The following is a 26,194-nucleotide window of genomic DNA, read 5'->3' as shown; positions in this document are numbered from 1 at the left end:
ACCTGTTTTAGTCTATTCAGCTAGCAATCTAGTTAGCACAACAAAAAGACGCTCATTGCTGAGCGCCCTTTTTACTGTGTAAAATCTGATATTAATGCTCTGCCCAGCTGTCCAGGTACAGCTTTTGCTCGTCAGTCAGCGTGTCGATTGTTACATTCATCGAAGCCAGCTTATAGCGTGCCACCTGCTCATCCAGCTCATAAGGCACGTTAACAACCTTTTTGCCAATGGAATTGTAGTTGTCGTTCACATATTTCAAAGACATCGCCTGCAGTGCAAACGTCATGTCCATAATTTCTGCGGGATGTCCGTCGCCGGCTGCCAGATTGACCAAACGGCCTTCAGCGATCAAATAAAATTTGCGTCCGTCTTTGAGCTTGTATTCTTCGATGTTGCGACGAACTGTACGTTTGGATTCGGAAAGCTCGTCAAGCTCTGGCTTGTTAATCTCAATGTCAAAATGGCCTGCATTGGACAAGATCGCGCCGTCCTTCATTACCTTGTAATGCTCGCCACGGATAACATCACGATTACCTGTAACAGTAACGAAGAAATCGCCGACCTTGGCTGCTTCTTCCATCGACATAACGGCAAATCCGTCCATATAAGCTTCAACTGCACGAATGCCATCGATTTCAGTGACAACTACATTAGCGCCCAATCCTTTGGCACGCATAGCAACACCTTTACCGCACCAGCCATATCCTACAACAACAACCGTTTTACCGGCAACAACCAGATTCGTTGTACGATTAATGCCATCCCATACGGATTGGCCTGTACCGTAACGGTTATCAAACAAATATTTGCAATAAGCATCGTTAACCGCAATCATAGGGAACTGCAGCTTATCTTCTTTTTCCATTGCTTTCAAACGCAAAATGCCTGTCGTTGTTTCTTCGGCTCCGCCGCGCACGTTTTTCAGCAGATCCTTGCGCTCGGAATGCAGCATGGAAACCAGGTCTCCACCATCATCGATGATCAGGTCAGGCTCAGTTTCAAGCGTCTTGATTAACAGCTCCTTGTATTCCTTAGGATCCGGGTTGTATTTGGCAAATACAGTGATACCGTCCTCTACCAACGCAGCACACACATCATCTTGTGTCGATAACGGATTGCTACCGCAAATCGCTACTTCAGCACCGCCTGCTTTTACAACCTTGGCCAAATAAGCCGTTTTCGCTTCCAAATGCAGGGAAATCGCTACTTTAAGTCCTTTGAACGGCTGTTCCTTCTCGAATTGCTCTCTAATGCGGTTCAAAACCGGCATGTGGGCGTTAACCCAGTCGATTTTTAAATGTCCTTCCGGCGCTAAAGCCAGATCCTTAATAATACTGCGTTCCTTCGTATTCATTGATATTTCCTCCTTCAAGGTATGGGTCAAAATAGGTTACATATAAAGAATCTTGTGTTTGCCATCGGGCTTCAAATCACTGTTCACAATTTCATACAGCCATGAATCACCATATTTATTAAGATATGAAAAAATGTTATACACCCGTTCCTGTGGTTTTCCCATCGGGACGACTGACAAACCGATTCGCTGAAAATGACGTAGCGAAGCATCAAACTGCGCTCGTGCTCCATCGCTGGCTTTTTGCTCCAGAAAATGGATTTGTTCAATAATCTTACCCATGTTGGTTTCACCAAGCTTGCCGATACCCGGGTTAATCCCCGCAATCAGCTCAACCAAAGGCCGGTAGTCCTTAACAAAACGGTCCCGCACCTCGGCAAAACGCTCCTCCAGCTTGAGTGTATCCTGAGAACGAAGCCATTCCTCCTGCTTATCCTCTAGATGGTATAACACATCGTCCAGGGTAAGGCCGAATTTGTGCATATTTTTCTGGACGGTTCCTTCCAGGATGGTGAACTCCAGCCGAGGAACGACAATTGGCATCTTGAGTCCGATCTGATGAAAGGCCTCACGCGTGATCGCCCAATAAGCAATTTCACCAGGACCCAACACCGTACCCAGCACAGGGAACAAATAATCCTGCATGAGCGGTCTTGTCATGACGTTGTTGCTGATTCGTTCTGGTGCCGATTCCGCCCAATCCAACAGCTGCTCGCGCGAATAAATGCGCTCCTTCTTACGATCGGTATAAGGACCATCGGGCCCCGCCGCATACATTAAGATTCGCTCATCATCATCCACGACGAACAGATTGACACTGCGTTCATTCAATTCTACCTGTGACGAATAACCGAGAGCCTCCAGCTTGTCTCGACCCGTCAGTACTGCCGCATTCACAGCTTTATGCTCACGAATCAGCTTGGCAAACATCGGGGATTCCAGACGTCTGAGCTGTGGATCATCGGAGTTAACCAACACCAAGCCTTGTGCACCAAACAGTTTGGCAATGATGCGCCCGAAAAAATCAACCAAGGTGTGGGATTCAGCCGCTGCGGTGCGAAGCAACTCCATCCACCCTGGCTTGAACTCAGTCGGGATCAGGGATGAATCCAACAGCTCAAGTGCTGTGGTCCACTGCTCCTGCGAGATTTTCAAGCTGCTCACTGTACTACGCTTACCGCTCGGATGCTCAATCTTGATCTTGCTGACCTGCATTTCCGGGGATAAGTAATACATATGGTTCACTTCGTCAAAATCATGATCCTCTCCCGCAATCCAAAAAACAGGAATAACCGGACGCCCCAGCTTTTCTGAAGCCAGTCTTGCCGAGCGAATCAAGGTGATAGCCTTATAAATAACAAGGGCCTGACCGCTGAATAATCCAGCTTGCTGTCCACCTACGATACAAAGCGTCTCCTGCTGCTTCAGCTTTCCTATTGCATCCAAAGCTTCGGGAGCATTACCGATTGCTTTATTGTAACTTAGCAAAACCTCAGCGAGTTGTCCCCTGTCGGCTGCCAGAGGATTCCCTCGATCGAGCCAAGCTGCACGTTCAGCCCAAGATGATTCGTTCCAAGGGTCATACTCGAATAAATCACTCACCTTGTTATAATCTTGAACGTAATCCTCAGTTAAAGGCAGGCTGGATTTCCAATGAATCGATTCCACTTTCAACAACGGAAGCCGCCTCACTTTATTTATAATATGTATCTACTTGATTGTACACATGTTAGGTGAAATCGTCAAAAGTCTGACGCTGTAAATTTCGACAAATTTTTATGATTTCGTTTCAAAATGGGGCGGTTTGGGGTACTTTATAGAATGATTCGATGTAAGTCACGATTCAACCATCCAATAATCCACGAAGGGAGCTATTCTTATGGTACAGGGAGTTAAAGAAACGCAGCTTCAGGAAAAGATCGAAAAGGCACTCAGCGGAAATCCGGTATGCTCGTTCGCTACAATTGAGGGCAACAAGCCCAAGGTGCGTTATATGGCGCTTTTTAATGACAATCTGACCATCTATTTGGCTACCAACAAGAAAACACACAAAGTGGAGGAACTGCAAAAAAATCCTCATGTACACATCTTAACCGGCTTTGACGGAAAGCCATCATCCGTTATTTTGCAGGTTGAAGGAACCGCCAAAATATCTCAGAACGAAAGCCTGAAGGAGAAATTATGGCAGGACGATTTCAAGCAATATTTTGAGGGCAAACAGGACCCCAATTATGTCATTATAGAAGTGACACCCTCCCATATTGAATATATGAATGGTAATGGCCAGTCAGAGGTTTGGCAAGGTTAAATCATAATAGCCCGTTGCTCAAGAGAATGATTATTTTCTGAGCGACGGGCCTTATTATTTTAAGTGTATAAATGACAGGCTGTGTAATGATCGGGTTCTATTTCAGTAAATTCCGGCATGATCTCGGCACATACCGACATGGCATGAGGACAGCGGGTCCGGAATGGACAGCCGCTTGGTGGATTCGACGGACTCGGAATCTCGCCCTTAAGGATAATCCGTTCCCGCGTACGCTCAATTTGCGGATCAGGAATCGGAATTGCCGATAGCAATGATTGTGTATAAGGGTGCAGCGGCTTCGCATACAAGGCATCAGAGGTGGTGACCTCAATCAGCTTGCCCAAATACATAACACCAATTCGATCCGATATATGCTTAACCATAGCCAGATCATGAGCAATAAACAGATAGGTCAGATTCCGTTCCTTTTGCAACCGTTTGAACAAATTAACGACCTGCGCCTGTACGGATACGTCCAGTGCCGAGATCGGTTCGTCTGCAATGATAAATTGCGGATTAATCGCAAGGGCCCTCGCTATACCGATCCGCTGCCGCTGGCCGCCTGAAAATTCATGGGGGAAACGGCTCGCATGCTCTTCATTCAAGCCTACATCCTGCAGCAGCTGAACAACGCGTTCTTTCCGTTTGCCGCCCGTATAGAGACGATTAATATCCATGCCTTCCGCAATGATATTTCCTACTGTCATTCGTGGATTAAGGGAAGCATAAGGGTCCTGAAACACCATCTGCATCTGACTGCGAAACTCCTGCAGCTGTCGGCCGCGCAGACTATGCACATGCTGCCCATTGAACAGAACTTCCCCGCCTGTAGCTTCATATAAGCGAATAATAGTACGTCCTGCAGTCGATTTACCGCAGCCGGATTCACCTACGAGACCAAAGGTTTCACCACGCTTTATCGAGAAGCTCAAATCATCAACAGCCTTCAGCAGCTTGCCGCCGCCCATATGAAAATGCTTTTGCAATTTACGAACTTCTAATAATGGAGCACTGCTCATCGGGTAACACCTCCCGCTTCTATCGGACGTTCTACATGCGGTGCGTCAGGATGCAGCAGCCAGCAGGCCGCAGATTGCGTATCCGACACACTTCTATGCTCAGGATCGGTTTCTATACAAACCTTCATTGCAAAAGGGCATCTGGCTGCAAACGCACATCCAGTCGGAGGTGCAAATAAATCGGGCGGCGTTCCAGGAATAGGCACCAGGTCGCTATTTGCAGCTTGATCCAAACGTGGAACAGAACGGAGCAGCCCCCAAGTATAAGGATGCTGGGGATTGTAAAATAGCTCATCTACTGTCCCCTCCTCGACCACTTTTCCGGCGTACATCACAAGTACTCTCTGCGCCATCTCTGCCACTACGCCAAGATCATGCGTAATGAGGATAATCGACGCCTCGGTTTGCTCAGCCAGCTTCTTCATCAGCTCGATGATTTGCGCTTGTATGGTTACATCCAGGGCTGTTGTCGGCTCATCAGCAATTAACAGCTTCGGACTGCATGCCAATGCAATCGCGATCATCACTCGTTGACGCATTCCGCCTGAAAATTCATGCGGATATTGCAGCATGCGGCCCTCAGGATTGGAAATACCAACAAGCTTCAAGATCTCAACAGCACGTTTATTGGCCTCTGTACCGCTTACCTTTTCATGCTTAATAATACCTTCGGTAATTTGTTTACCGATCGTCATAGTCGGATTCAATGAGGTCATCGGGTCTTGAAAGATCATCCCGATTTCCGATCCACGGATGGACTCCATTTGTTTATTAGAGCACGTCGTGATCTCTGTTTGTCCGTTAAAACGGATGGAACCGTCCTTGATCACGCTTGGCGGCGATGGATTCAGTTTCATAATCGTTTGCGCCGTTACCGACTTGCCGCAGCCGGATTCCCCGACTATCGCAAGCACCTCGCCTTTACGCAGCTCGAAGGATACACCGCGTACAGCCTGTACCTCCCCCGCGTAGGTTTGGAAGGATACCCTGAGGTTCTGGACCTCCAATATGTTGTCTTTCATGGCAAGTGTCCTCCTTGATTGTGGCATCCTGCGTTATTTTCGCATTTTTGGATCAAGTGCATCGCGCAAGCCGTCCCCGAGCAGATTAAAGCTCATCAAGATAAGGCTAAAAATAACTGTCGGAAAAATAATTCTATGCGGATACAAACGGATTGAATTCGCTCCGTCCGATAACAATGCTCCCAGGGATGCAAGCGGTACCCTGATCCCCAACCCGATAAAGCTTAAAAAAGCTTCAACGAAAATAGCAGATGGAACAATGAACGTAATTTGTACAATAATAAGTCCAAGTGCATTAGGAACGAGATGCTTCAAAATAATTCTTGCTCCACCTGCGCCCAGCGTCCGAGCTGCCAGGACATACTCCTGCTCCTTCAATGAGAGCACCTGTCCTCGAACAAGTCTTGCCATCGGTACCCATCCCGTGATTGCATAAGCAATAATAATCGTTTTGAATCCGGGGCCGAGCACCACAATCAACAAGATCGAGATCAAAAGAAATGGGATCGAATAGATGATTTCAATCAATCGTTGCATCATGTCATCGACCTTGCCCCCATAATAAGCAGATATGCCACCGTACATGACGCCGAACACCAGATCAAGCAGTGCTGCGGTAAGACCAATAGCTAATGAAATCCGTGTCCCCCACCATACGCGAACCCACAGATCCCGACCAAAATCGTCCGTACCAAACCAATGCGCCCACGACGGCTTTTGATTTTTAATCTCATAATTTTGCGTCGCATAATCAAAATGAGACAACAGTGGACCCGCAATCGATAGTACGGCCAACGTAATCAGTGTGATCAAGCCGAACATCGCCAGCTTGTTTTTCTTAAGCCGTCTCCAGGCATCCTGCCAATAGGTCATAGATGGTCTTACAAGGGTCTCGCGGCCTGCACTCTCCTTAACAAGAGGCTCAAACAATTCTTTTTTAGACAGGTCCATTATTTGCTGCCTCCTTGAGTCAGACGAATGCGGGGATCGACGAACCCGTAAATAATATCAGTTACAAACAATACAGCTACCAGCAGAAAGGAGTAAAAGATGGTCAGACCGGTGATCATCGTATAATCGTTGGAGTAGATCGACTGCACAAAATGCTTGCCAAGTCCCGGCACAACGAAGATTTGCTCCACCACCAGCGTGCCCGTTATTAAATTGACAAAAACCGGACCCAGAACCGTGACAACAGGCAGAATCGCATTGCGAAGAGTATGACGAATGACGATCGTACGCTGCGGCAATCCTTTGGCTTTAGCGGTTTTGATATAATCCAGACTCAGCACATCCAGCATCGACGTTCGCATCAACCGGGCTAATATTGCAATCGTCCCGAAGGATAGTGCGATCGCAGGAAGCACGCGACTTGACGGTCCTGTCCACATCCCGGTAGGAAGCCAGCCCAGCTTCACCCCGATGAAGTAGGAGAGTAAAGGACCCAATACAAAGGAAGGTATCGAAATACCGATAACTGCAGTGAACATCGCTCCGATATCAGCACCTTTGTTATGGTTCAAGGATGCAATAACACCTAATATGAGACCAACAATGATTGCGATCACCAGCGCCCACAGTCCCAATTCAAGCGAGGCCGGAAAGCCTTGGGCAATAATATCTGTCACCTTACGGGTAGGAAAGGCGTAGGAGACTCCCAAATCACCATGGATGACATTGTTCATATATTTCAAATATTGCTGCCATAGCGGCTTATCCAAGCCATATTGCGCATATAACAGCGTTTTTTGTTCAGCTGTGAGTTTAAGAGACTCTTCTCCGAACGGGTCCCCCGGCAAATTCTTCATCAACACAAAAGTAAACGTAACAATCACCCATAAGGTAATCACCATATAAATTAAACGCCGGCACGCATAGCGCAGCATGTTTATGGACCTCCTTAAAGTTTTCCGAAGGAAAACTGACTTCGTAAGCATTGGCCAAGTTTTCCGAATGGATAACTGACTTCGTAAGCATTAGAACCCAGCAGAGGGCCGCTCCAACAGTTGTCAGAATGGCCCCCTATCGAGCTTGTGAAGCTGCCTAACTCTTATTTAATGGAAACCCATTTCAATTCCCATTCCTTGGACATTGCCGGAAGGATCAAGCCTTCTACATTGACACGCTTGGCATAAGGTCTTGTACGGAAGTAAAGCGGTACCAGCGGTGAATCGGTCATTAACAGCTTCTCGGCTTCAACCAGCATCTTGGAACGTTTGGCCAAGTCAAGCTCCTTATCGGCGCCCTTTACCAAATCGTCGTAAGCCTTGCTGTTGTACTCCATATAGTTAAATGATTTATTGTCGGACAACCACATATCAAGGAATGTCATCGGATCGTTATAGTCGGCTCCCCACAGGCCGATCAGCGCATCAAAATTATACTCCTGCATGTTTTTCACGCGCAGTGCAAAGGGCAGCGGTTCTCCGGTAACATCAACGCCAAGATTTTGCTTCCATTGTGCCTGGATAAATTCAATTGTTTTCTTTGAGGTTTCCGTATCATCAGAGGTCAGCTTAAATTTAGGCAAAGCCGTCAAATTCAGCTCCTTTAAGCCTTCAGCCAACAATTCCTTTGCTTTAGCTGCATCAAACTTCGGTTCGGTCTCTCCTGCTACTTTACGAAACTCTGTCTTGTTTCCATCCAGTACAGTACCTGGGACAAGTCCTGTAGATGGAATGGAGGAACCGCCAAGCACAACGTCATTGAGCGCTTTACGATCAATCGCCATACCCAAGGCTTCACGCACCTTCACATTGGCAAAAGTGGGAACCTTCTTGTTCTGGAACATCACATAAGCACTAACAAATTCCTTTTTGAGCGTCAGCTCAGGCTTGCCTTGGAACATCTGGAACTGATCACCCTTCAGCTCGGTCAAGTCAACCTGATTCGTATCAAACATGTTAAGCGACGTGTTAGGATCCTTCACCACATTAACCGTCACTTTGTTCAGCTTCACATTCGCTGCATCCCAGTACTTGTCATTTTTGACCATGACGAGCTGCTGCTCATGATCCCATTTCTCAAGCTTGAACGGGCCTGCGCCGATCACCTTATCGGCATCCGCACCATACTTATCGCCTTGTGTTGTTACAAATTCAGGCTTTTGCGGGAAGAAGGTCGGCATGGAAAGCTGATCTGTAAAAAAAGCAACCGGACGTGCCAACGTAATTTCAAGGGTTTTATCATCTATGGTCTTTACTCCAAGCGCTGCTTTCCTGGCTTCCAGCTCCTCAGGCTTCGCTTTGTTCATCTCGGCTCCACCTTTAATCCAAGACAGCATGGTGGCATACTTGGCTTTCGTTGCAGGGTCCAGCGTCCTTTTGTAAGCAAATTCAAAGTCACTGGCTTTAAGCGGTGTCCCATCTGCCCAAGTCACTCCATCGCGCAAAGTAATCGTGTAAACGAGTCCATCCGCGGAAATTTTTGGCAGCTCCTTGGCAAGAGCAGGCTGAGGTTTCCCATCTGCATCCAATCGGTACAGCCCTTCATTAATCGCATTCAATATCGTGAAGGTTGGATTCGTTGTGGCAATCGAGCTGTCCAAAGCAGGAGGCTCTGCTGACAGATTTATTCGGAACTCCTGCGGCACAGCGGCGCCGCCCCCCGTACCTGCACCTCCAGACTGATTGTTAGTATTCGAACATCCTGCCGCAACCGAGCCAAACATGACTGCTGCGGTTGCAATAACCATTACCTTTTTCCATTTCATAAAACGTCCCCCTTTTAATCATTTATGTAATTTAATGTTAAAAATTTATCGATCACAAATATATTTCTAATGATTTCTCCATTCGCAATCGTTATCAAAACAAGATTATACAACCATAGGTAAATTAATTCTAATTGTAATTATATCCAGTCACTCTGGTGCGACAGCTGAACAAAAAAAAGAAGCCTATTCCTAGGCTCCCGTAAAAAGTTAAAAATTATTCTTTTTTTGGGTTTAAATCGGAAGGACGTTCTGTTTGCAATACTTTTTCAATGGCGTAGGAGAGCTCACGATAAACATCCGTTTCCATCTGCGCTCTCAATTGGGTTTTGGCAAAAACCTCACCTTGCTGTGTGGACACATACTTGGCAGGCAGTCGATTCAACACAATCGCCATCACATCGCCTTGCTGTTTTTCTTCAAGCACTGACGCACTGGCCTGATGCTGCATCAAATCTTTCAAGCAGCCTTTAACAATATCCTCCATAAGATTATGTACTTCCACGATTCAAGTCCCCCTCTAGCTGAACAATATGTACTTTCCTATACCGATACACAAAAGCAATGCATAGCTCCCCGACAAAAAAATAAATCCGAATCGCAGCAGCGTCTTCGTAATTTTAAATGGGTTCACTTTTCCTTTTTTTCTTTCTTGCAGATTGCCTACAAGTCCGCAGACGATGAGAAAAACAAGTATAATTCCCCAAAACCCTATATCCGAGTTAAACAAATATCTCGAAACGATAGAAACCGAACCGATTAAAAATAAGGTCGTGACATCAATCGCACGGTGTGTCGCTTTTCGTTTATCCCGGGATATGAAGAAGACGATCCCCCAGATCAGAAAAAATGGAACAAGTGGTATTAAAGCCAAATATTTGTATACCAATTGAAGCCATTCTATCAACGCACTCATTGCAGACCACCTGCTTTATTTTATATTATTTTCATCTGCTGTTCAATCGAACGCACCATCGCATACATAGCGGAATGGGTAGGAAGCTGTAGATTCAGACGGCTTGCAGCCTGGATTAGCCCTCCAGTAATCGCTTCGATCTCTGTGTCTCTGCCGGCCAATACATCCTGCAGCATGGAAGAATGGTTACTAGCCGTTCGCTCACAGACAAGCAGGATCTGCTCCCATAAGTCAGCCGCAAGCTCCTCTATTTCTAGCCTCTCCGCCAATAACAATGCTTCATCGTGCAAAGAACGCATCAAGGGTAATACTGCCGGAGTTTGGAGGAGTGCACCGTTCGGAACCCGCAAGATTGCTGTTACCGGATTTATAGCAGCATTGATTAGCAGCTTATTCCAAACCTTGCTATTGATGTTGTTCGACACCATAGAGCTAAATCCTGCAAGATTCAGCAGATTTTGCAGATTGTGCACAGCTTCCAGCTCCACAGCTGAAGCTTTAGGCAGCGCAGGCCCAAGCCAGGTCATTCCTTTCCCTGTATGCCTTACATGGAGGTCTGTCTGTTTGAATGCGCCATCTGTCGTGACAGCTATCCATATTTGCTCCAGAGATATGTAGCGGCTCAGCCTATCGATATGTCCAATCCCATTTTGGAAGCATACCAGCCGAGACGAGGGTGCAAGCTGCTTGCTTAGTTCAACTGCCAATTCATCCGTGATCGAGGTTTGTTTGACCATTAGCATGATCACATCAGGCTCTCTCGCATCATCGTCAGCTTTCCTGATCATAGAGGACATTGCAGATTTAAGCGGTCCCAGCTCTTCCATAGCATAAACAGGCACTTTCAGGATAATCTCACGCACCTCTGATTGCAGCTCATTTTCTGAAAGCCTCAGCCCTTCTGCACGAATTTGATCTGCTTGCCTGATTGTTCGTGTAACAAGCTCCACGCTCACTCCAGACTGAAACAGACGCCCTGCCAGCAGCAGTCCCATTGCACCGGCACCAATAATTCTCACCTTCACACGGTTTCCCCCTTGTACCCTATTTTATTGGCACTTCTCGCTCTTCTTGCTTATCTCATAACAGACTACCAGACACAAATAAGCCCCGCAAGCATATCGCCTGCAGGGCCACTCTCAATCTATTCTTTCTAAATTCCCGTTAGCATCCATTTTAAATCGTGCCTTATGCTCATCCTCTTCCTCTACAAGGAAGGCCAGCTTGCGAGCTCGATCCATAATTTGAATTAATGCCTTATAATCATCATTGACTACGCGATAGTCCGTTTCTACCTCATTAACCTGCTTATTCAAAACATCGTTATCTCTGCGCAGTCGATCCAGCTCATCCTGCTTTTCATAGAGCTCCTTCTCCAAATGCCGGATATGACGCGACATTTCTTGGTAGCTCCCCTTCCACTGGCGGAGAAACCTGATTACTGCATCCATCGAGATCGATTCTTCGGTAAAAGGTTCATTGGACCTCCTTGCTTCTCCATGCTCCAATATGGCTGTATTGCTGCTGGATACAGATGCATAAGCCGTATGTTTTTTGAACTGATTTCGCTTTTGACGCTGTGTCTTGGAGATTTGTATAGCCTGCTCGTAATTTTTCCTGACATAGCTATTCCAGCGAAAGCCGCAGGCTGCGGGTGTTCGGCCTATTTTTTCGCCTACTTCCTCAAAAGCGGACAGCTGTGTGCTCCCCTCCCGTATGTGTCGTAGAGTTACCTCCGCCAAAATCAAATCATCCTCTTCGCTCCATGCGTCCTGTCTAATTGCCGTCATATAATAGCAGTCCTCCCAGCTCTCGTTAATCAAGCATTCTTAAACATCCATCTATCGAATATGATACTTGGAATGCAGCATTATTTAATCTCTATGCCCATAATAGAATTCATAGAATCGTTTTCTACTATTTTGTATTGCCAATTTTGTCCGTGCGCATACCTGTTAACAGCAGATCTATTCTCGGCCTGTTTAATTGCTGAAATCAGCATTACGCGCGGCCCCTTCCCAATCTACCGACACTTTAATAAATGTTTAAATTTCGTCACGGATTGGGCGTTTACACCAATGGACTCAAAAGGTATAATGTGTAATAGTAAAGAGCCGCAGTTTGACGAATGCTGTCACTGCGATAATCTCCATCGTTTGGGGAATACTTACGAGGTCAGTTTTCTTCGAAAAGTGAATAACGAGAACAATAAGGGGGTGCAACAATGGATCGCATGTTTCGCGTTCTTGGCTTTTGGACACTCATTATCGGATTGATGGCATTAGCCGGTGGTATGATTCCAATGGCTTTGATCTTTTTTGCTCAAACGGTTATCTTTATGCTTTTGGGATATTTGGGCTTATCCGAACGTACCTACATACTGCTGTTCTGGGGGTACATGATTGTTTCATTTACCGGATTTACGTATTGGTCTTTCTTCAGAATGTCGATTTAATCCTCATGCACAGCATGAAAAAGGTGAGCCGCTATTACAGCAGCTCACCTTTTTTCAATATCAATACTTTGAATAGCTCACTCATTTGATCGCTCAGCAGCAATTGACGAACCGCTCGGTTCCGACGGGCTACCGGGCTGAATGGATCTGTGGAATAGGAATCCTGCAGCTTTTCCAGCAGCCCATTTTCGACTAAAAACTGCTTTTGCGTCATCAATTGTTCAGCCTGCAATCCAACTTCAAGCCCAGCTCGAATGAGCGCCGTAAAATTAACATGAGCGGTCATATCCTGCTCTCCGGGTGTTGCATAAGGGTCATCCGCTGCGACATGATTACGGTAACACATCAACGTTCCGTTCATCCGATGCTCACTATAAATTTCAGCCGCGCAGTCGCCATAATCAATTGCCACGATTTGCCCACTATCCAGGTTCTGACCGACACGGGAAATCCAGGCAGGCGCTCCCAGATTGACTTCAAAACGCTGATTGTCCAGCAGGCTCACTTCCGTTTCCAACGCTTTAATGTAAATATCCAGCGAACTCCCGGCCTTTACCGGGACCAGCACTTCTTTAAACTGTGCTCCCGCTTCGTCCCAAGTCACCCCTATTTCTTGAGCCTGCCCCTGCTTGATCTGTACTTGGTGGACAGGCAAGGCATCATGAAACTCATTCGAAAAAACAATCGTTCGCTGCCACGGCCCATTGGCTTCCCATTCCTCTTCAGTCATCCAGCTTACCCGACCAGCAATAAGGTGTTCAGCCAGACTCTCCGCCTGCAATCTACGATGATGCGGACTGATCTCTACAGATATGTAAGAGATTCGGGCATAGACATCTGAATAACGACGCTTCAGCTCGTCTAATACCTGTTGGGCAAGCCCCCCGTTACCACCACCCCATTCCACCAATGTGAGCGGCTGCTCTGCAGTTCCCCAGGCTTGACTTGTTTGTCCTGCGATATATTGTGCAAGCACTTCACCCAGAAGCCCGCCAATGGAGGTGCTGGTGTAGAAATCTCCGGTTTTACCGACTTTATCTCTACTGCTTGTGTAATATCCAAGCTCCGGGTGATACAAGCACAGCTCCATATAATCCCGAAATGAAATCGTCTGCTGCGGGTTTTGTCGGATACATTCACGGATGATTTCCAGTAGCTTATGATTGTCTTGCATGCTCCTCATCACTCCTTAAGGGTCGACATATTCCAACAAAAGCTACTATTTCGATCGTAAAAAGTCAAGTTGTATTTGTATCATACCTTGACTTGATATTCCTATCAGCTCTTGGGTTTGGTGACAAAGACATCCGCACTCGTTATAATATATAAGATAACAAATTCGTTGTATCGGAAGGAGTCTATGGTTTTGTCACAATCAGCAGCAAAAACACGCAAATTGTCTGTTTATGCCTCATTTCTATTATCACTCAGCGTTCTTTTACTCATAACCGGATGTACCGATTATAATCAGCTCAAAACCGATCTGCTGCAAGCCGTAGCCAAGCAGGAACAAGTCACAAGCTACCAATTCAAAGGCTCTATTGAACTCAAAGCTGACCCTTCACTGCTCGGAGGCACAGCCAGTCCATTTACCGCTGCCCTGTTCGCTTTCTTAAAAGATAGCAAGATTGACTATAACGGGTTAACGGCCTTGGAGCCCGCACAGCTGGAAGCAACCTTCAAAGTCACCCCGACTGGTGGTTCTCTGATCGATATTCCCGTCCTTATCAAGGACAACAAGCTTTTTTTCCGAATTCCTGCCTTAAACAAGGATGACGAGTATTTGATGTTCCCAATTACAGGAAAGTCCACAACCCCAGCTTCAGGAAGCAGCGAGCCATTGAAGAACAGCAGTCACTTGGCCTCTACTATTCATGATCAACTGCTCAAAGGGGTTAATCCCCAGTGGCTGCTAACCTCCAAGGACCCTGTTACTTTGGCAGACGGTACCGTCACCAAACGAATTACACTGGACATCAACAGTAAGAATGAACAAGCTTTTAACGATATATGGAAACAGGCAGTTCCCGGATTTACAGAGCTTCTGAAAAGCAATGGTCTTGCTTCTGCAGCCAATATCGATGGATGGCAATCAGGTCTGCAAGCCGTACAATTCCGTGCTCCTTCTTCGTTGGAATTTCTAATCGATAACCAGGGCTTTATACATGAGCAAAAATGGAACGTAACCTTTACGGCCAATGGAAGCACCAATGAAAACCATCTGGTATGGACACAATCATTGTCGGAATTAAATAAAGCACCTGCCTTCACCCAAGAAATCCCTGCCAAGCAAAAATCACTGGAGGACCTGCTCAAGCTCGTCAAGCCAGCACCAGCGGTCAAGAAACCATAATTAAATCTAGTCTGAACCCTACTTCTTCTTCGGAAGAAGTATTTTTTTATCATTTTTTCCATAGAGTTATGATAATCTAAAAGTAGTGCTATTGGGAGGCACAACAAAGCGTATGCTTTCGCAGCCTGTTTCCCTGCGGCGAAACTTTAAGGAGGGAACCATCCATGAGGCCTTGGTATCGGGCGGCCAGCATCCTGTTGTTATGCATTTGGATTGGCATTTCCCCCAGCCACTGCGTGCTCGCGGCTAACGATGAAGAGGTCAAGCTTTTAATGCAAAAGGGACTCACCGTATACGAGATTGATCAGGAGCTGGCAAGAATACAGCTGGAAGAAGCCCGTATTATGAAACAAAGAACAACGACCGAACAGGAGCTTCAACTGCAAATGGCCCGCTCTGAGGAGACCAAACGTCATGCCGCCAAGGTGCTGCGTGCTTATTATATGGGAGATCGCGATTCGCTGTGGATGCTGCTTTTTTCCATTTCGTCTTTTAAAGATGCAATAATTACGTTAGATTATTTACAAATGATTGTCCGTAACGATCACGAAGCTTTAAGAACATACAGCGACAATAAGCGGCAGCTAACCGAGCTTCAGCAAGCATTGGTCAGCTCTCAAACGACATTACAGCAAACCAAGGAACGATACATCACGCAAAGAGAACAAATGGTTAAATTGCAAAAGCAGCTTGATGAAGATTTGTCCAAGCAAAAGGATGCCGCCTTGATTTTGCAGCAGATGGCTCAGCTCACTTTGTCATGGAAGGAAAAAGGGGTCCCGCTGTTCAAAATGTATTTTCAGGCGTTAGCCTCAGCCCTTAAGCAGCTGCCGGAAATTATTTCCGAAGATGGTAACGGCATTACGAAGCATTTGATTATTAACGGCTTTCAATATACGTTTCAAATTACGGACGACGAATTAAATCAGTTTTTAAGAACCAAAAACCCGCTGTTTCAGAATATGGCCTTCCGCTTTACAGATACCGAGCTGGTAACAGCAGGAACACAGGATGGCATTGCCGTCTCGATTAAAGGGAGATACGAATTGTCCACTAAAGAAGAAGGAAAGGGCAAAGCTTTTATTCGTTTCAATATGACTCAGCTGCAATTCAATGGATTTGATCTGCCACGCTCGACCGTGGAAGCCATGGAGCAGGAATTTGATTTGGGGATCTACCCACAAAATCTGGCACCCTTTTTAACAGTTACGGGTCTGAAGCTTGAAGCGGGCAAGCTAAGCATTATTCTGAAAATGTCGCTGTAATCATAGGAACAAGAGGATGTGTACGTACATGGTAATTGAACAAAAATTTGCATTGATGGCGGATACAAGTGAGGAAATCTGTCTCTCCGAGGCATGGAGTGAATTCATCGCGTTGTGTGCAGACGCTCCCCGGCTGTACGATCATGATCAGGACCTGTTAATCTTTGCGAACGTTGAACAGTCCGAGACCGTTCGTTTGAAGCTGGAAACGTATCTCCAGGCTCCTCTGGAGACACTACCCTTGCTGCTGCTACCCTCTGCAACGATGATGCGTAAGGAATTTACCGACTATGGCTTTACAAGCCACTCCAACCGTATTTATAGCTATGCCGATAACCTCTTTTTATTTACAATCCATCGTCAGGGTTCAGATGCCCAACCCCAGCAGGCATTGGAGCAAATGGAGGAGCATCTGCTTGCATCCTGCAGCGTGAGTGGACAAGCTATCTACATAACCGATAATCATTCCGATGAACTCATGCTAAGAATTGCTCGGGCTTACCAATGCTCCATCGAACCCTTCCATATCACGTAATGAAGTTGTTCGTTGGGTTTTGTATACACAGAAAAAAGCGCGGAAGAGTCGGCCCTACGGGCATATTCTCCTGCGCTTTTTTGGTCTCTACAGCAGATCTGCGGCAAGCTGTGCCAGATGCGAACGCTCTCCACGCTCCAGTGTAATATGACCGCTAATATTTTGAGCCTTGAACCGTTCTACGACATAAGTGAGTCCATTGCTGGAGGCATCCAGATATGGATGATCAATTTGATCCGGATCGCCAAGCAGAACAATTTTACTGTTCTCCCCTACACGGGAAACGATTGTTTTGATTTCATGCTTCGATAAATTTTGTGCTTCATCTATAATGATAAATTGGCCGGGTATCGAACGTCCACGAATGTACGTGAGCGCTTCGACCTGAATACTGCCAAGACCTGCTAATATCTTCTCGATGTCGCCTGGTTTTTTGGTATCGAACAAAAACTCCAGATTGTCATAAATCGGCTGCATCCAGGGACGCAGCTTTTCGTCCTTTTCACCCGGCAAATACCCGATATCCTTGCCCATAGGGACAACAGGCCTTGCGATCAGCAGTTTTTTGTATTTGCGCTCATCCTCCACCTTCATGAGTCCTGCAGCCAACGTAAGCAGTGTTTTCCCCGTTCCGGCTTTTCCGGTCAAGGTCACGATCGGGATGTCGTCATTGAGCAAAAGCTCCAGTGCCATACGCTGTTGTGCATTTCTTGCGCCGATTCCCCATATCGGATCATTGCTGAGAAATAACGGCTCCAGCTTCTTGCCATCGGCATTCAACTTCAGCAAAGCGGATTTGGAGGTACCCATTTCATCCTTCAAGATAACGAATTCATGGGGATGAAGCGGATAAGCAAGGTTCAGCGAGCTGACGTTCAAATAACGATACGTATAAAACTCATCAATGATGGCAGGATGGGCAAGTATCGTTAAATACCCCGTGTACATATCCGGCATATTCACAATTCGATCCGTTAAATAATCCTGAGCCGTTAAGCCAAGTACATCTGCTTTAATACGTACAAGCATGTCCTTACTGACGATAGCAACCGGCCTTGGATTCGGTTTCTCCTGCTGTTCCATATGATAATTTAAGGCAACTGCCAAAATTCGATTGTCGTTTGTCGCTTCGGCAAAGGTTTCCTGCAGCTTGGCGAAGCTCTTATGATTCAGTTCTACCTTGATACTTCCGCCGCTCGGCAGCGTGATACCCTCGTATAGTCTGCCTTGAGTACGCAGTCCATCCAGCATTCTCGATATTTGACGGGCATTGCGGCCAATTTCATCGGCATTTCTTTTCTTGGAATCAATTTCCTCCAACACAATTGCCGGTATAACTACCTCATTATCTTCAAACGCATAAATCGCATTAGGGTCCTGCAAAAGAACATTCGTATCCAACACAAATATTTTTTTCATAGTAAGTCCGTCCCCTTCCAAGTATGGTGTATGGCTCTATAACACATAGGAATCAGCTAGAAAGGACAAACTAAGGAAAACAACTATAAGGTAGAAAGGAACGATGACTAATGAGACTATTTGTCTATAGCATTCTCGTGCTGTCCGTCTTGGCTGGTTGCAATCAAACCAAACAAAATGCTAATTCCGCTCCTGTGAATGAAGCGAAGCGTCAAGTTCAGGTCAACCAAGCTGCTACACAGAAAAAAGAAATTGTGAACTCGCCCACTGTTGCCGAGCACCTGGAGCAAATTGCAACCAGCATCCCTCAGGTTGAAAGCGCCAAATGCGTAGTCTTTGGAAACACCGCTGTAGTGGGGATTAACTTGCCTCCAGATATGGACCGTTCCAAGGTTGGAACGATTAAGCTATCCGTAGCGGAAGCTCTTAAGAAAGACCCCTATGGGGTTGATGCCATTGTCACGGCTGATATGGATCTAGCAGCCCGAATCAGAAAAGTACGGGATGAAGTCAAGATCGGCAGACCGATTAGCGGATTTACTGAGGAAATGTCTGAAATTATCGGACGCATCATTCCTCAGCTGCCACGGGATGTGGCTCCTGTGCCTTCACCGGAAAGCAAGGAACCCCAAATGCCTAACGCCAATTTGTAAGGTTTTGAAGTATCAAGAGATCAAGAAAAAGCCTAGAACGCTCCAAGTCTCTAGGCTTTTTTCATCGCATCAAACACTTGCGTATCCAGCTTATCCGCTGCACGCTTGTCGTAGGTTTTTTCATATTCGGGTGCGGTTGAAATGCGCGCGCCATAAAACATGGCGTCCCGAACCGCAGTAATTTCAATGTCCAAACAGGTTAGTTTAATAGGCACATCATTTAAAGCCTCGGTCACGATCCTCGCAGTGCCATAAATGGCATGGACCGAACCCTCGCCAACAAAGGTCAGATTTACTTGTGAATTGCTTTTGATATTGCTGACAATACGTGAACGCGAATCTACCGCAAATCGAATAGTTCCAGAATGTACTGCGTACAACCACGAAATGGCATTCATAGAAGGTGAGCCGGATTCGAAATCAATTGTACTTAGCAGTGCAAAGGATTCCTTTTGCAAAGCTGTATACAGTTGCTCCGGCAGTGCTGAGATCGTTTCTGCCATAGGTTACCCCTCCTGCGTCTATTAGGTTATTGGCAAGCTGTATTGACAACCTCATTATATCACAGGAATGGTCAGTCAACCACAGACACTTGCAGCCATTCTGATGGGTGAAGTCTGATCTATAGAATTATAGAACTCCCCCATTGAACCTTGGTTCACAGGAAACTATGTAGCCGGTGCTGCCAGACGGGATAATGACTGCTTGCAGAAGCCGATAATGTATTGTATCGATTTACAGCTTAATTATGTCATTCATTGTTGTACTTCGGATTTGAATTAATATCGGTAAGCAGCTGTTCGGCCAGCTCCCTGTCAAACATAAGCGTCTTACGTATTCCTTCCAGCTCATAGGAAATCGTGATTCTCAGTTCATCGGAGCTTGTCGTAAAATCAGTTAATAAATGATCATCCCGCAAAATTTCTTCAAAAAAAAGTCGTGTCTCCTCGGCAGCCATATCATCCGTTCTCGCTTCAGCAACAATCTTGATTTGCAGCCAATTAAAAAGCGCATCCTCAAGCCTCAAGCTAATCATCCTCCCGCAGCAAAATAATTTGGCTTCCCTGCTCTATCCAGACTTGCATAGCGGACAACCAATCACTTTCGATGCCATGCTCAAGCTCAGGTATTGTCGACAAACGTAGTTTGGCCACTTGCAGCCATTCTGTCATTTCCCTGATAGAGGGCAGCCTGTCCAAGTAAGCCTCCGCACAATGCGACAGCTCAATACCGTCCTGTCCGAATAAAATCGGTTCTTCGACATCGCCCAGGTCAAAAGGCAATTCATCGACACCACAATCCTCTGCCGCCTCTTCACTTAACAGCATATGAGACTTGAATAACAGCAGCATGCCCGGATTTACTGATTTCAACAAGGATAGGAATAAACCTCTGGCTTCATCAGGCTGAAGAGCGATACGTCCTGCTTCCAATACGACCGATTGTTCCTTAATTCGAATAGGCGATAACCAATGTACACTCATCGTACTCACCTCACACCTGCATATTACTTCTTATTCAATCTTCGATCCTGAAAAAAATAACGAACGCGTACCATTAGCATCAATCCGATCGCAACCGCCAAGCATGGCACAATAGGCAGTGCACCAAGCTGAAACAGCAGCAGCATTCCCGCACCAACCCCCAGCAGCAAATAAATAATGGCTTCTTTCAGAATTGGCAGCTTACGTGTTTTGAACACTTTGTTGTAGACATAAGTGATCATTACATAAATCAAAATATAGGTGATCAGTGGATATTCACGAAACCATTCGGTCATAGGATTAAACCTCCTTTATTCGGTAGGGTTTGTATATTCATTGTATCATTAGTGTGTAAGCATTTATCATTTCATTAAGGTTTAATTTAAGGTTTAATTTAAGGTTTAATTTTAAAAAGAAAGCTCTGAGTCATCAGAGCTTTCTTTGAACGTTATTCAATTATGATGCCCCAGTAACGGGCATCTTTCTGCCCCAGGCAGACTCTTTAATCTCGGTGTACAATCCAGCACCCAAGTCAAGCGTGTCCCACAGGGACGATAAGCGCCCCGAGAACACTACAGCTCAGCATCCCATCAGCACACCATAACCAAGCGTGTCCCGCAGGGACGATAAGCGCCTCGAGAACACTACAGCTCACGCATCCAACCCGAGGGAGTCCAGAGGGCAGCGCCCTTTGGGGCCCTCCCTATAGGGAGGGTTTGGGAGGGTTAGGCATTCGCTTCGGCAGTTTTACGTTGCTTTGCAGCACGCTCACGTTCGGATTTGTTCAAAAGCTTTTTACGAAGACGAATGGACTTAGGTGTAATTTCACACAGCTCATCATCGTTCAAATATTCCAAAGCTTGCTCCAAAGTATATAGACGTGGAGTTTTCATTCTGACGGTATCATCTTTACCAGCAGAACGAATATTGTTCAATTGCTTTTCTTTACAGATATTAACAATGATGTCGGAATCACGTGTATGCTCTCCGACGATCATACCTTCATAAACCTCAGCGGACGGCTCGACGAACAGAATACCACGGTCTTCAACAGAAAGAATACCGTACAACGTGGAAACACCTGTTTCACTGGATACGAGCACACCTTCGTGACGTCCACCAACACCTGCACCGTAGTATGGACCATAGCTGTCAAACGCATGATTCATAGTACCATATCCGCGTGTTAATGTCAGGAAGTAGGTTCTGTAACCGATCAAGCCACGTGCAGGAATCTTGAACTCCAAACGAACATTTCCTGTTCCAGCGTTGATCATATTGACCATTTCAGCTTTACGGGAACCCAAGCTTTCCATAACTGCGCCCATGCTTTCTTCAGGCAAGTCAATAATAAGATGCTCCACAGGCTCCATTTTTTGGCCATCAATCACCTTGATAATAACCTCAGGCTTGGATACTTGCATTTCAAAGCCTTCACGACGCATATTCTCGATCAGGATACCCAAATGCAGCTCACCGCGTCCTGATACGATAAATGCATCCGGACTGTCGGTTTCGTCAACACGCAAGCTCACATCGGTTTCCAATTCTTTAAACAGACGCTCGCGCAGCTTACGGGATGTTACCCATTTACCCTCACGTCCGGCAAATGGACTATTGTTCACGAGGAACGTCATTTGCAAGGTAGGCTCATCAATTTTCAATACAGGCAATGCTTCCGGATTAGCCGGATCAGCCATGGTTTCCCCGATATTGATATCTTTAATTCCGGAAATCGCGACGATATCGCCAGCGCCGGCTTCTTCAATTTCAATACGCTTCAAGCCCTGGAAGCCAAACAGCTTTTCAACACGAGCTGATTTGACAACACCTTCACGGTTAATTACAGCGATGGCTTGCCCTTGTTTGACGACACCACGATTAACACGACCAATGGCAATACGGCCGAGGTATTCATTATAGTCCATCAAAGTTACCAGGAATTGCAATGGCTCCTCAATGCTTTCGGTTGGTGCAGGAATACGGCTAACTACTGTTTCAAAAATAGCTTGCATATTCGGCTCCTGCTTCTCCACCTCAGGCTCCATGCTGGAAGTACCCATAAGTGCAGATGCGTAGACAACAGTAAAATCCAGCTGCTCATCAGTAGCACCCAGTTCAATAAACAAGTCTAATACTTCATCCACTACCTCGGCTGGGCGGGCAGCTGGACGATCGATTTTGTTAAGAACAACAATTGGCTTCAGGTTTGACTCCAAAGCTTTACGAAGAACAAACTTGGTTTGTGGCATTGTACCTTCGAACGCATCAACAATCAACAACACGCCATCAACCATTTTCATAATACGTTCTACTTCGCCGCCAAAGTCAGCATGGCCTGGAGTATCCATAATATTGATCAAATAATCTTTATAGTTGATTGCTGTATTTTTAGCCAAAATGGTAATACCACGTTCCCGTTCCAGGTCGTTGGAATCCATAGCCCGCTCTTGAACAGCTTCATTATCACGGAAAGTTCCCGATTGTTGAAGCAATTTGTCTACTAGTGTTGTTTTGCCGTGGTCAACGTGTGCGATGATCGCGATGTTGCGGATTTTGTCTCTTGAATGCATGTTTTCCCTAACCTCTCCTTGTCGACCCTCTCGCCCTACTCACCCTAGGAGCGGCTGGGGCCCGTTCATAAAACAAGCGTCGGACATAAGCGCCGACGCTTGACATTTAGCTATATTATACTGTCCTAAGTAAGAAAAAGCAAGGCAAAACATGATATTATACTTCATACGCTTACATTAGTCACGTTGAAGTCGCTATCCGTGACGAAAGTCTCCAGTCCGATGTTTCACTTTGCAGCTTCCATAACCGGGCATAGAGACCTCGCTGCGCAAGTAAATCATCATGGCGACCACGTTCAACGACCCGTCCTTCTTCAAGCACAATAATATGATCTGCATTCATTACCGTTTTCAGCTTATGAGCAATGGCGATTACGGTTCGATGCTCAATTAATCTGTTGATAGCCTGCTGAATTTCCGCCTCGTTCTCCGGGTCCAGGGAAGCAGTCGCTTCGTCAAGCAATATAATCGGGGCGTCTTTGAGCATAGCACTGGGAACGATAGGCTGGTATTTCAACACCATACAGGGGAGAAACAGTGCTGCACCCATTGTGCCGCATACCCACCATAGTCGCGTGATATCAAGCTGTGACCCGGGATGGACAAAAGGGTCGAATATTAATCTTGCGGCTTCCACCAGCAGTATGAAGGGGATTAGTCCCAAACAATAGGCGAGAGTTGTATAAGCTACAGGCTTGACGAGCTTCTTAGGGTTTTCTGCTGTAATATTGTAAAAAATATTCATACGGGTCTGCCCCCATTCGCTATCTGCCATTGCTCAGCATTCATATAGGTATGCCACATTCGGGCGTATAACCCCTGCTTGGTGTCGAGTATTTGAAGCATGGATTTCTCCATTTCCCTGCAAACAAAAGCTGAGCTCAACCATAGCCGCGTTAAAGTGAAAGCTCCCATTCCGACTGTCTGCCAGTTGGTAATTCGAATCTATAATTTCAATCCCGGATTGGGTAATCATATGATTCACGTACCCTTCACCGATTGTACGATCAAGCTTCCTCGCTACCGACCCCCTACTTGAATCAGAGTGCTGCTGTAAGGATAAGGAGTCAAAATAAAGATCAACTGTCCATACTTTGTTCGTCATACTTAAGAGCACAACAAAAAAGATAGGCGCTATAGCGTCCTATCCCATACTTCAACACCCTGCACTATACCGCTTCAAAAATGGTGCGTTCGTGGCTTCAGTATTATTTTCTTCCAAAACCCTGCTCCGACTACGACTATTGTTGCTGCAATCGGAACGATCCAGTGCGGCACATCAGCCAGTAAAATATCAGTAACAACTTTATCCTTGACGAACATTTCTCCAGCTGTATAACCAAGCAATGCGGCGCCCAGGTAAACGAAAATAGGATACTTGGTCAGCAGCCTCATCACCATCGTACTGCCCCATATTATGATCGGAACACTAAGCCCAATCCCAAGTATGATCACTGCCAGGTTATTGTTAGCTTTGGCTGCTATCGCAAGCACATTATCCAGACTCATAACAAAGTCTGCCACGATAATTGTGCGAATCGCCTTCCACAAGGTTGAGGCTTCCTTTACATCCGAAATCCCTTCCTCATCTATCAGCAGCTTAACTGCAATCCAGAACAGCAGCACGGAGCCGAGAGCTTGAACAAAGGGCACACTGAGTATGTATACAGCTATAATGGTTAATATGACACGGAGCGCTATAGCTCCAAAAGCACCCCACCATATCGCCTGCTTGCGTTGATCGGGAGGCAGGTTTTTACTAGCTAAAGCGATCACGACAGCATTGTCGCCGCTGAGCACAATATTGATAAGCATGATCTGCAAGAATAATAAAAGCCAATCCAGCATTCCTTCTTACCTCCCATACAATTACTCAGCAACCACCCGTCTCTTAGCTTAATCTGTGATACACATTTACCTCTTTAAAATAAAGCCGCGAATTGAGGTTTTTCATCGGCCCCAACCCATATTTGTTCGGTAAGCCTGACAGCTTCGTCCAATTCAGCATCCAGCCACTCCATACTCTTTTCAATGCTTTCCACAATACGTAGGCTCGGGTTTGTGCTGGGATAAGGAGGCATAAACAAGGTGCAGCAATCCTCGTACGGTAAAATCGAAATTTCAAACGTATCAATATCTTCAGCAATTCGGATGATTTCTTTTTTTTCCATACAAACCAGCGGTTGGATGATCGGAACTTCTACTGCACGTCCGATGACATTCATACTGTTGATGGTTTGACTGGCCACCTGACCCAGGCTCTCTCCAGTTACGATTGCCGATGCCCCGTAGTTCTCCGCCAGCTTCTCCGTTATCCGAAACATCGCACGCCTAAGCAGCGTAATAAACAGGTCCTCCTTATAAACCTCATGAATTCGGGTTTGTATGCTCGTGAACGGAACCATATGCAGTCTGATGTCACCCGCATACCCACTCAGCTTGGCAACCAGCTCCTTTACCTTTTGCTGCGATCTTTCGCTCGTATAGGGATAGCTGTGAAAATGCACAGCTTCAAGCCTCAAGCCTTGGCGCAGTGCAAGAAACCCTGCAACCGGGCTGTCAATGCCACCAGATAGCATCAGCATCGCTTTCCCATTTGTACCGAGTGGAAAACCTCCCACTCCTGTAACACTTTGAGAAAAAATCAAAGCCTGCTTTTCACGCAGCTCCACTTTAAGCTCAACCTCAGGCTGATTAACATTGACCCTCAGACCCGGTACAGCCTTAAGGATATATCCAGCAACCAGCTTGTTCATCTCTTGTGAGTCATAAGGGAATTTTTTGTTGACACGGCGCACCGTTACCTTGAATTCGGCTTGTCCGTTATCCAGCATTTCCATTGCTGCCAAGGCCGTGGACTGAATCTCTTCAAGCTCCAAGGGGGCTGTATACACCGGACTAAATGAAGACAAGCCGAGCACCTTACGCAGCCGTTTCTGCACCGCTTCATAAGACTCCTCGTTTAAGTGTATGTACACCCTGCCGAATTCTAGTACAAAAGTAAGCCTTGAAAAGCTCTGAACTGATTTTTTTACCTGCTCAAAAACGACCTTCTCAAACCGGCTGCGGTTTTTCCCTTTTAGTGTAAGCTCTCCCAAACGAAGCATAATCATATCTGGCTTCATC

General features: G+C 46.1%; 27 protein-coding genes and 1 pseudogene. 6 read left to right on the top strand and 22 right to left on the bottom strand.

The genetic code is table 11. The features are described 5' to 3' along the window. Positions 1–91: 91 nt before the first annotated feature. The gene (locus LRL21_RS17070) at positions 92–1,354 is read right to left on the bottom strand and encodes an adenosylhomocysteinase (RefSeq protein WP_240416999.1); all 1,263 of its coding nucleotides are present in this window, start codon (positions 1,352–1,354) and stop codon (positions 92–94) included. Positions 1,355–1,390: 36 nt separating this feature from the next. Beyond that, positions 1,391–3,022: a bacillithiol biosynthesis cysteine-adding enzyme BshC gene (gene bshC, locus LRL21_RS17065; protein ID WP_240417094.1), complete on the bottom strand. Its 1,632-nt coding sequence runs from the start codon at positions 3,020–3,022 to the stop codon at positions 1,391–1,393. 211 nt (positions 3,023–3,233) lie between these two features. Here bshC and LRL21_RS17060 point away from each other — a divergent pair, with 211 nt between their 5' ends. Beyond that, on the top strand, positions 3,234–3,662 hold the full coding sequence (locus tag LRL21_RS17060; RefSeq protein WP_240416998.1) for a pyridoxamine 5'-phosphate oxidase family protein: 429 nt from the start codon (positions 3,234–3,236) through the stop codon (positions 3,660–3,662). 59 nt (positions 3,663–3,721) lie between these two features. Here LRL21_RS17060 and LRL21_RS17055 read toward each other — a convergent pair whose 3' ends face one another. The 9 genes from LRL21_RS17055 to LRL21_RS17015 all read right to left on the bottom strand — a co-directional run bounded on the left by LRL21_RS17055 (position 3,722) and on the right by LRL21_RS17015 (position 12,121). After that, complete coding sequence (locus tag LRL21_RS17055) at positions 3,722–4,681, bottom strand: ABC transporter ATP-binding protein (protein WP_240416997.1); 960 nt, start codon at positions 4,679–4,681, stop codon at positions 3,722–3,724. Next, the gene (locus LRL21_RS17050) at positions 4,678–5,703 is read right to left on the bottom strand and encodes an ABC transporter ATP-binding protein (protein ID WP_240416996.1); all 1,026 of its coding nucleotides are present in this window, start codon (positions 5,701–5,703) and stop codon (positions 4,678–4,680) included. Before LRL21_RS17050 ends, LRL21_RS17055 begins: the two co-directional genes overlap by 4 nt. Positions 5,704–5,736: 33 nt before the next feature. Beyond that, positions 5,737–6,654, bottom strand: coding sequence for an ABC transporter permease (locus LRL21_RS17045; RefSeq protein ID WP_240416995.1), 918 nt, complete (start codon positions 6,652–6,654; stop codon positions 5,737–5,739). Beyond that, positions 6,654–7,589: an ABC transporter permease gene (locus tag LRL21_RS17040; protein WP_240416994.1), complete on the bottom strand. Its 936-nt coding sequence runs from the start codon at positions 7,587–7,589 to the stop codon at positions 6,654–6,656. Before LRL21_RS17040 ends, LRL21_RS17045 begins: the two co-directional genes overlap by 1 nt. A 164-nt stretch (positions 7,590–7,753) precedes the next feature. Then, complete coding sequence (locus LRL21_RS17035; RefSeq protein ID WP_240416993.1) at positions 7,754–9,415, bottom strand: peptide ABC transporter substrate-binding protein; 1,662 nt, start codon at positions 9,413–9,415, stop codon at positions 7,754–7,756. Between the two features lie 217 nt (positions 9,416–9,632). Next, positions 9,633–9,920, bottom strand: coding sequence for a late competence development ComFB family protein (locus tag LRL21_RS17030; protein WP_240416992.1), 288 nt, complete (start codon positions 9,918–9,920; stop codon positions 9,633–9,635). 15 nt (positions 9,921–9,935) lie between these two features. Next, positions 9,936–10,331 carry a DUF3397 domain-containing protein gene (locus LRL21_RS17025; protein WP_240416991.1) on the bottom strand — a complete coding sequence of 132 codons (396 nt, stop codon included), beginning with the start codon at positions 10,329–10,331 and terminating at the stop codon, positions 9,936–9,938. A 20-nt stretch (positions 10,332–10,351) separates the two neighbouring features. Further along, positions 10,352–11,356 (bottom strand): ketopantoate reductase family protein, encoded by a 1,005-nt coding sequence (locus LRL21_RS17020; protein ID WP_240416990.1) that lies wholly within the window; start codon positions 11,354–11,356, stop codon positions 10,352–10,354. A gap of 114 nt (positions 11,357–11,470) precedes the next feature. Continuing rightward, complete coding sequence (locus LRL21_RS17015) at positions 11,471–12,121, bottom strand: RsfA family transcriptional regulator (RefSeq protein ID WP_240416989.1); 651 nt, start codon at positions 12,119–12,121, stop codon at positions 11,471–11,473. A gap of 434 nt (positions 12,122–12,555) precedes the next feature. Here LRL21_RS17015 and LRL21_RS17010 point away from each other — a divergent pair, with 434 nt between their 5' ends. After that, complete coding sequence (locus LRL21_RS17010; RefSeq protein WP_240416988.1) at positions 12,556–12,786, top strand: DUF2626 domain-containing protein; 231 nt, start codon at positions 12,556–12,558, stop codon at positions 12,784–12,786. Between the two features lie 34 nt (positions 12,787–12,820). On the opposite strand, the gene LRL21_RS17005 is transcribed toward LRL21_RS17010, so the two are convergent. Next, a complete protein-coding gene (locus LRL21_RS17005; protein ID WP_240416987.1) occupies positions 12,821–13,960 on the bottom strand; it encodes a class I SAM-dependent methyltransferase in 1,140 nt (379 codons plus the stop codon). 192 nt (positions 13,961–14,152) lie between these two features. Between LRL21_RS17005 and LRL21_RS17000 the strand changes: the two genes are divergently transcribed. From LRL21_RS17000 to LRL21_RS16990, 3 genes are all read left to right on the top strand, one after another. Then, entirely contained in the window at positions 14,153–15,139 is a 987-nt protein-coding gene (locus LRL21_RS17000; RefSeq protein ID WP_240416986.1) for a hypothetical protein, read from the top strand. A 164-nt stretch (positions 15,140–15,303) separates the two neighbouring features. After that, on the top strand, positions 15,304–16,404 hold the full coding sequence (locus LRL21_RS16995; protein WP_240416985.1) for a hypothetical protein: 1,101 nt from the start codon (positions 15,304–15,306) through the stop codon (positions 16,402–16,404). A gap of 28 nt (positions 16,405–16,432) precedes the next feature. After that, complete coding sequence (locus LRL21_RS16990) at positions 16,433–16,939, top strand: hypothetical protein (RefSeq protein WP_240416984.1); 507 nt, start codon at positions 16,433–16,435, stop codon at positions 16,937–16,939. 87 nt (positions 16,940–17,026) lie between these two features. On the opposite strand, the gene LRL21_RS16985 is transcribed toward LRL21_RS16990, so the two are convergent. Then, a complete protein-coding gene (locus tag LRL21_RS16985) occupies positions 17,027–18,358 on the bottom strand; it encodes a PhoH family protein (protein ID WP_240416983.1) in 1,332 nt (443 codons plus the stop codon). A 110-nt stretch (positions 18,359–18,468) separates the two neighbouring features. Here LRL21_RS16985 and LRL21_RS16980 point away from each other — a divergent pair, with 110 nt between their 5' ends. After that, complete coding sequence (locus LRL21_RS16980; RefSeq protein WP_240416982.1) at positions 18,469–19,011, top strand: YhcN/YlaJ family sporulation lipoprotein; 543 nt, start codon at positions 18,469–18,471, stop codon at positions 19,009–19,011. 50 nt (positions 19,012–19,061) lie between these two features. Here LRL21_RS16980 and LRL21_RS16975 read toward each other — a convergent pair whose 3' ends face one another. The 9 genes and pseudogenes from LRL21_RS16975 to thiI form a co-directional block, all read right to left on the bottom strand. Beyond that, positions 19,062–19,514: a pyridoxamine 5'-phosphate oxidase family protein gene (locus LRL21_RS16975; RefSeq protein WP_240416981.1), complete on the bottom strand. Its 453-nt coding sequence runs from the start codon at positions 19,512–19,514 to the stop codon at positions 19,062–19,064. Positions 19,515–19,762: 248 nt separating this feature from the next. Then, positions 19,763–20,038 carry a hypothetical protein gene (locus tag LRL21_RS16970; RefSeq protein WP_240417093.1) on the bottom strand — a complete coding sequence of 92 codons (276 nt, stop codon included), beginning with the start codon at positions 20,036–20,038 and terminating at the stop codon, positions 19,763–19,765. A 1-nt stretch (position 20,039) separates the two neighbouring features. Next, complete coding sequence (locus tag LRL21_RS16965) at positions 20,040–20,495, bottom strand: hypothetical protein (RefSeq protein ID WP_240416980.1); 456 nt, start codon at positions 20,493–20,495, stop codon at positions 20,040–20,042. 23 nt (positions 20,496–20,518) lie between these two features. After that, entirely contained in the window at positions 20,519–20,791 is a 273-nt protein-coding gene (locus LRL21_RS16960; protein WP_240416979.1) for a YlaH-like family protein, read from the bottom strand. Positions 20,792–21,220: 429 nt separating this feature from the next. Continuing rightward, entirely contained in the window at positions 21,221–23,068 is a 1,848-nt protein-coding gene (typA, locus tag LRL21_RS16955) for a translational GTPase TypA (protein ID WP_240416978.1), read from the bottom strand. A 181-nt stretch (positions 23,069–23,249) separates the two neighbouring features. Beyond that, positions 23,250–23,567, bottom strand: a pseudogene (locus tag LRL21_RS16950) (ABC transporter ATP-binding protein); the annotation flags it as partial. A gap of 279 nt (positions 23,568–23,846) precedes the next feature. After that, complete coding sequence (locus tag LRL21_RS16945; protein ID WP_240416977.1) at positions 23,847–24,173, bottom strand: hypothetical protein; 327 nt, start codon at positions 24,171–24,173, stop codon at positions 23,847–23,849. Between the two features lie 74 nt (positions 24,174–24,247). Next, positions 24,248–24,916, bottom strand: a complete 669-nt coding sequence (locus LRL21_RS16940; protein WP_240416976.1) for a TerC family protein — start codon at positions 24,914–24,916, stop codon at positions 24,248–24,250. A gap of 74 nt (positions 24,917–24,990) precedes the next feature. Beyond that, on the bottom strand, positions 24,991–26,193 hold the full coding sequence (gene thiI / locus LRL21_RS16935; protein WP_240416975.1) for a tRNA uracil 4-sulfurtransferase ThiI: 1,203 nt from the start codon (positions 26,191–26,193) through the stop codon (positions 24,991–24,993). Position 26,194 lies beyond the last annotated feature (1 nt).

It is taken from the genome of Paenibacillus periandrae (assembly GCF_022458865.1).
Classification (GTDB): Bacteria; Bacillota; Bacilli; order Paenibacillales; family NBRC-103111; genus Paenibacillus_S; species Paenibacillus_S periandrae.
Note: the sequence above shows the minus strand (reverse complement) of the source record. Positions and strands in the feature narration are given on the sequence as shown.

Bases quoted from the DNA above. Each gene is read 5' to 3' on its own strand.
- LRL21_RS17070 (WP_240416999.1), bottom strand. From the start codon at position 1,354: ATGAATACGAAGGAACGCAGTATTATTAAGGATCTGGCTTTAGCGCCG.
- LRL21_RS17060 (WP_240416998.1), top strand. From the start codon at position 3,234: ATGGTACAGGGAGTTAAAGAAACGCAGCTTCAGGAAAAGATCGAAAAG.
- LRL21_RS17055 (WP_240416997.1), bottom strand. From the start codon at position 4,681: ATGAGCAGTGCTCCATTATTAGAAGTTCGTAAATTGCAAAAGCATTTT.
- LRL21_RS17050 (WP_240416996.1), bottom strand. From the start codon at position 5,703: ATGAAAGACAACATATTGGAGGTCCAGAACCTCAGGGTATCCTTCCAA.
- LRL21_RS17045 (WP_240416995.1), bottom strand. From the start codon at position 6,654: ATGGACCTGTCTAAAAAAGAATTGTTTGAGCCTCTTGTTAAGGAGAGT.
- LRL21_RS17040 (WP_240416994.1), bottom strand. From the start codon at position 7,589: ATGCTGCGCTATGCGTGCCGGCGTTTAATTTATATGGTGATTACCTTA.
- LRL21_RS17035 (WP_240416993.1), bottom strand. From the start codon at position 9,415: ATGAAATGGAAAAAGGTAATGGTTATTGCAACCGCAGCAGTCATGTTT.
- LRL21_RS17025 (WP_240416991.1), bottom strand. From the start codon at position 10,331: ATGAGTGCGTTGATAGAATGGCTTCAATTGGTATACAAATATTTGGCT.
- LRL21_RS17015 (WP_240416989.1), bottom strand. From the start codon at position 12,121: ATGACGGCAATTAGACAGGACGCATGGAGCGAAGAGGATGATTTGATT.
- LRL21_RS17010 (WP_240416988.1), top strand. From the start codon at position 12,556: ATGGATCGCATGTTTCGCGTTCTTGGCTTTTGGACACTCATTATCGGA.
- LRL21_RS17005 (WP_240416987.1), bottom strand. From the start codon at position 13,960: ATGCAAGACAATCATAAGCTACTGGAAATCATCCGTGAATGTATCCGA.
- LRL21_RS16995 (WP_240416985.1), top strand. From the start codon at position 15,304: ATGAGGCCTTGGTATCGGGCGGCCAGCATCCTGTTGTTATGCATTTGG.
- LRL21_RS16990 (WP_240416984.1), top strand. From the start codon at position 16,433: ATGGTAATTGAACAAAAATTTGCATTGATGGCGGATACAAGTGAGGAA.
- LRL21_RS16985 (WP_240416983.1), bottom strand. From the start codon at position 18,358: ATGAAAAAAATATTTGTGTTGGATACGAATGTTCTTTTGCAGGACCCT.
- LRL21_RS16980 (WP_240416982.1), top strand. From the start codon at position 18,469: ATGAGACTATTTGTCTATAGCATTCTCGTGCTGTCCGTCTTGGCTGGT.
- LRL21_RS16975 (WP_240416981.1), bottom strand. From the start codon at position 19,514: ATGGCAGAAACGATCTCAGCACTGCCGGAGCAACTGTATACAGCTTTG.
- LRL21_RS16965 (WP_240416980.1), bottom strand. From the start codon at position 20,495: ATGAGTGTACATTGGTTATCGCCTATTCGAATTAAGGAACAATCGGTC.
- LRL21_RS16960 (WP_240416979.1), bottom strand. From the start codon at position 20,791: ATGACCGAATGGTTTCGTGAATATCCACTGATCACCTATATTTTGATT.
- typA (WP_240416978.1), bottom strand. From the start codon at position 23,068: ATGCATTCAAGAGACAAAATCCGCAACATCGCGATCATCGCACACGTT.
- LRL21_RS16945 (WP_240416977.1), bottom strand. From the start codon at position 24,173: ATGACGAACAAAGTATGGACAGTTGATCTTTATTTTGACTCCTTATCC.
- LRL21_RS16940 (WP_240416976.1), bottom strand. From the start codon at position 24,916: ATGCTGGATTGGCTTTTATTATTCTTGCAGATCATGCTTATCAATATT.
- thiI (WP_240416975.1), bottom strand. From the start codon at position 26,193: ATGAAGCCAGATATGATTATGCTTCGTTTGGGAGAGCTTACACTAAAA.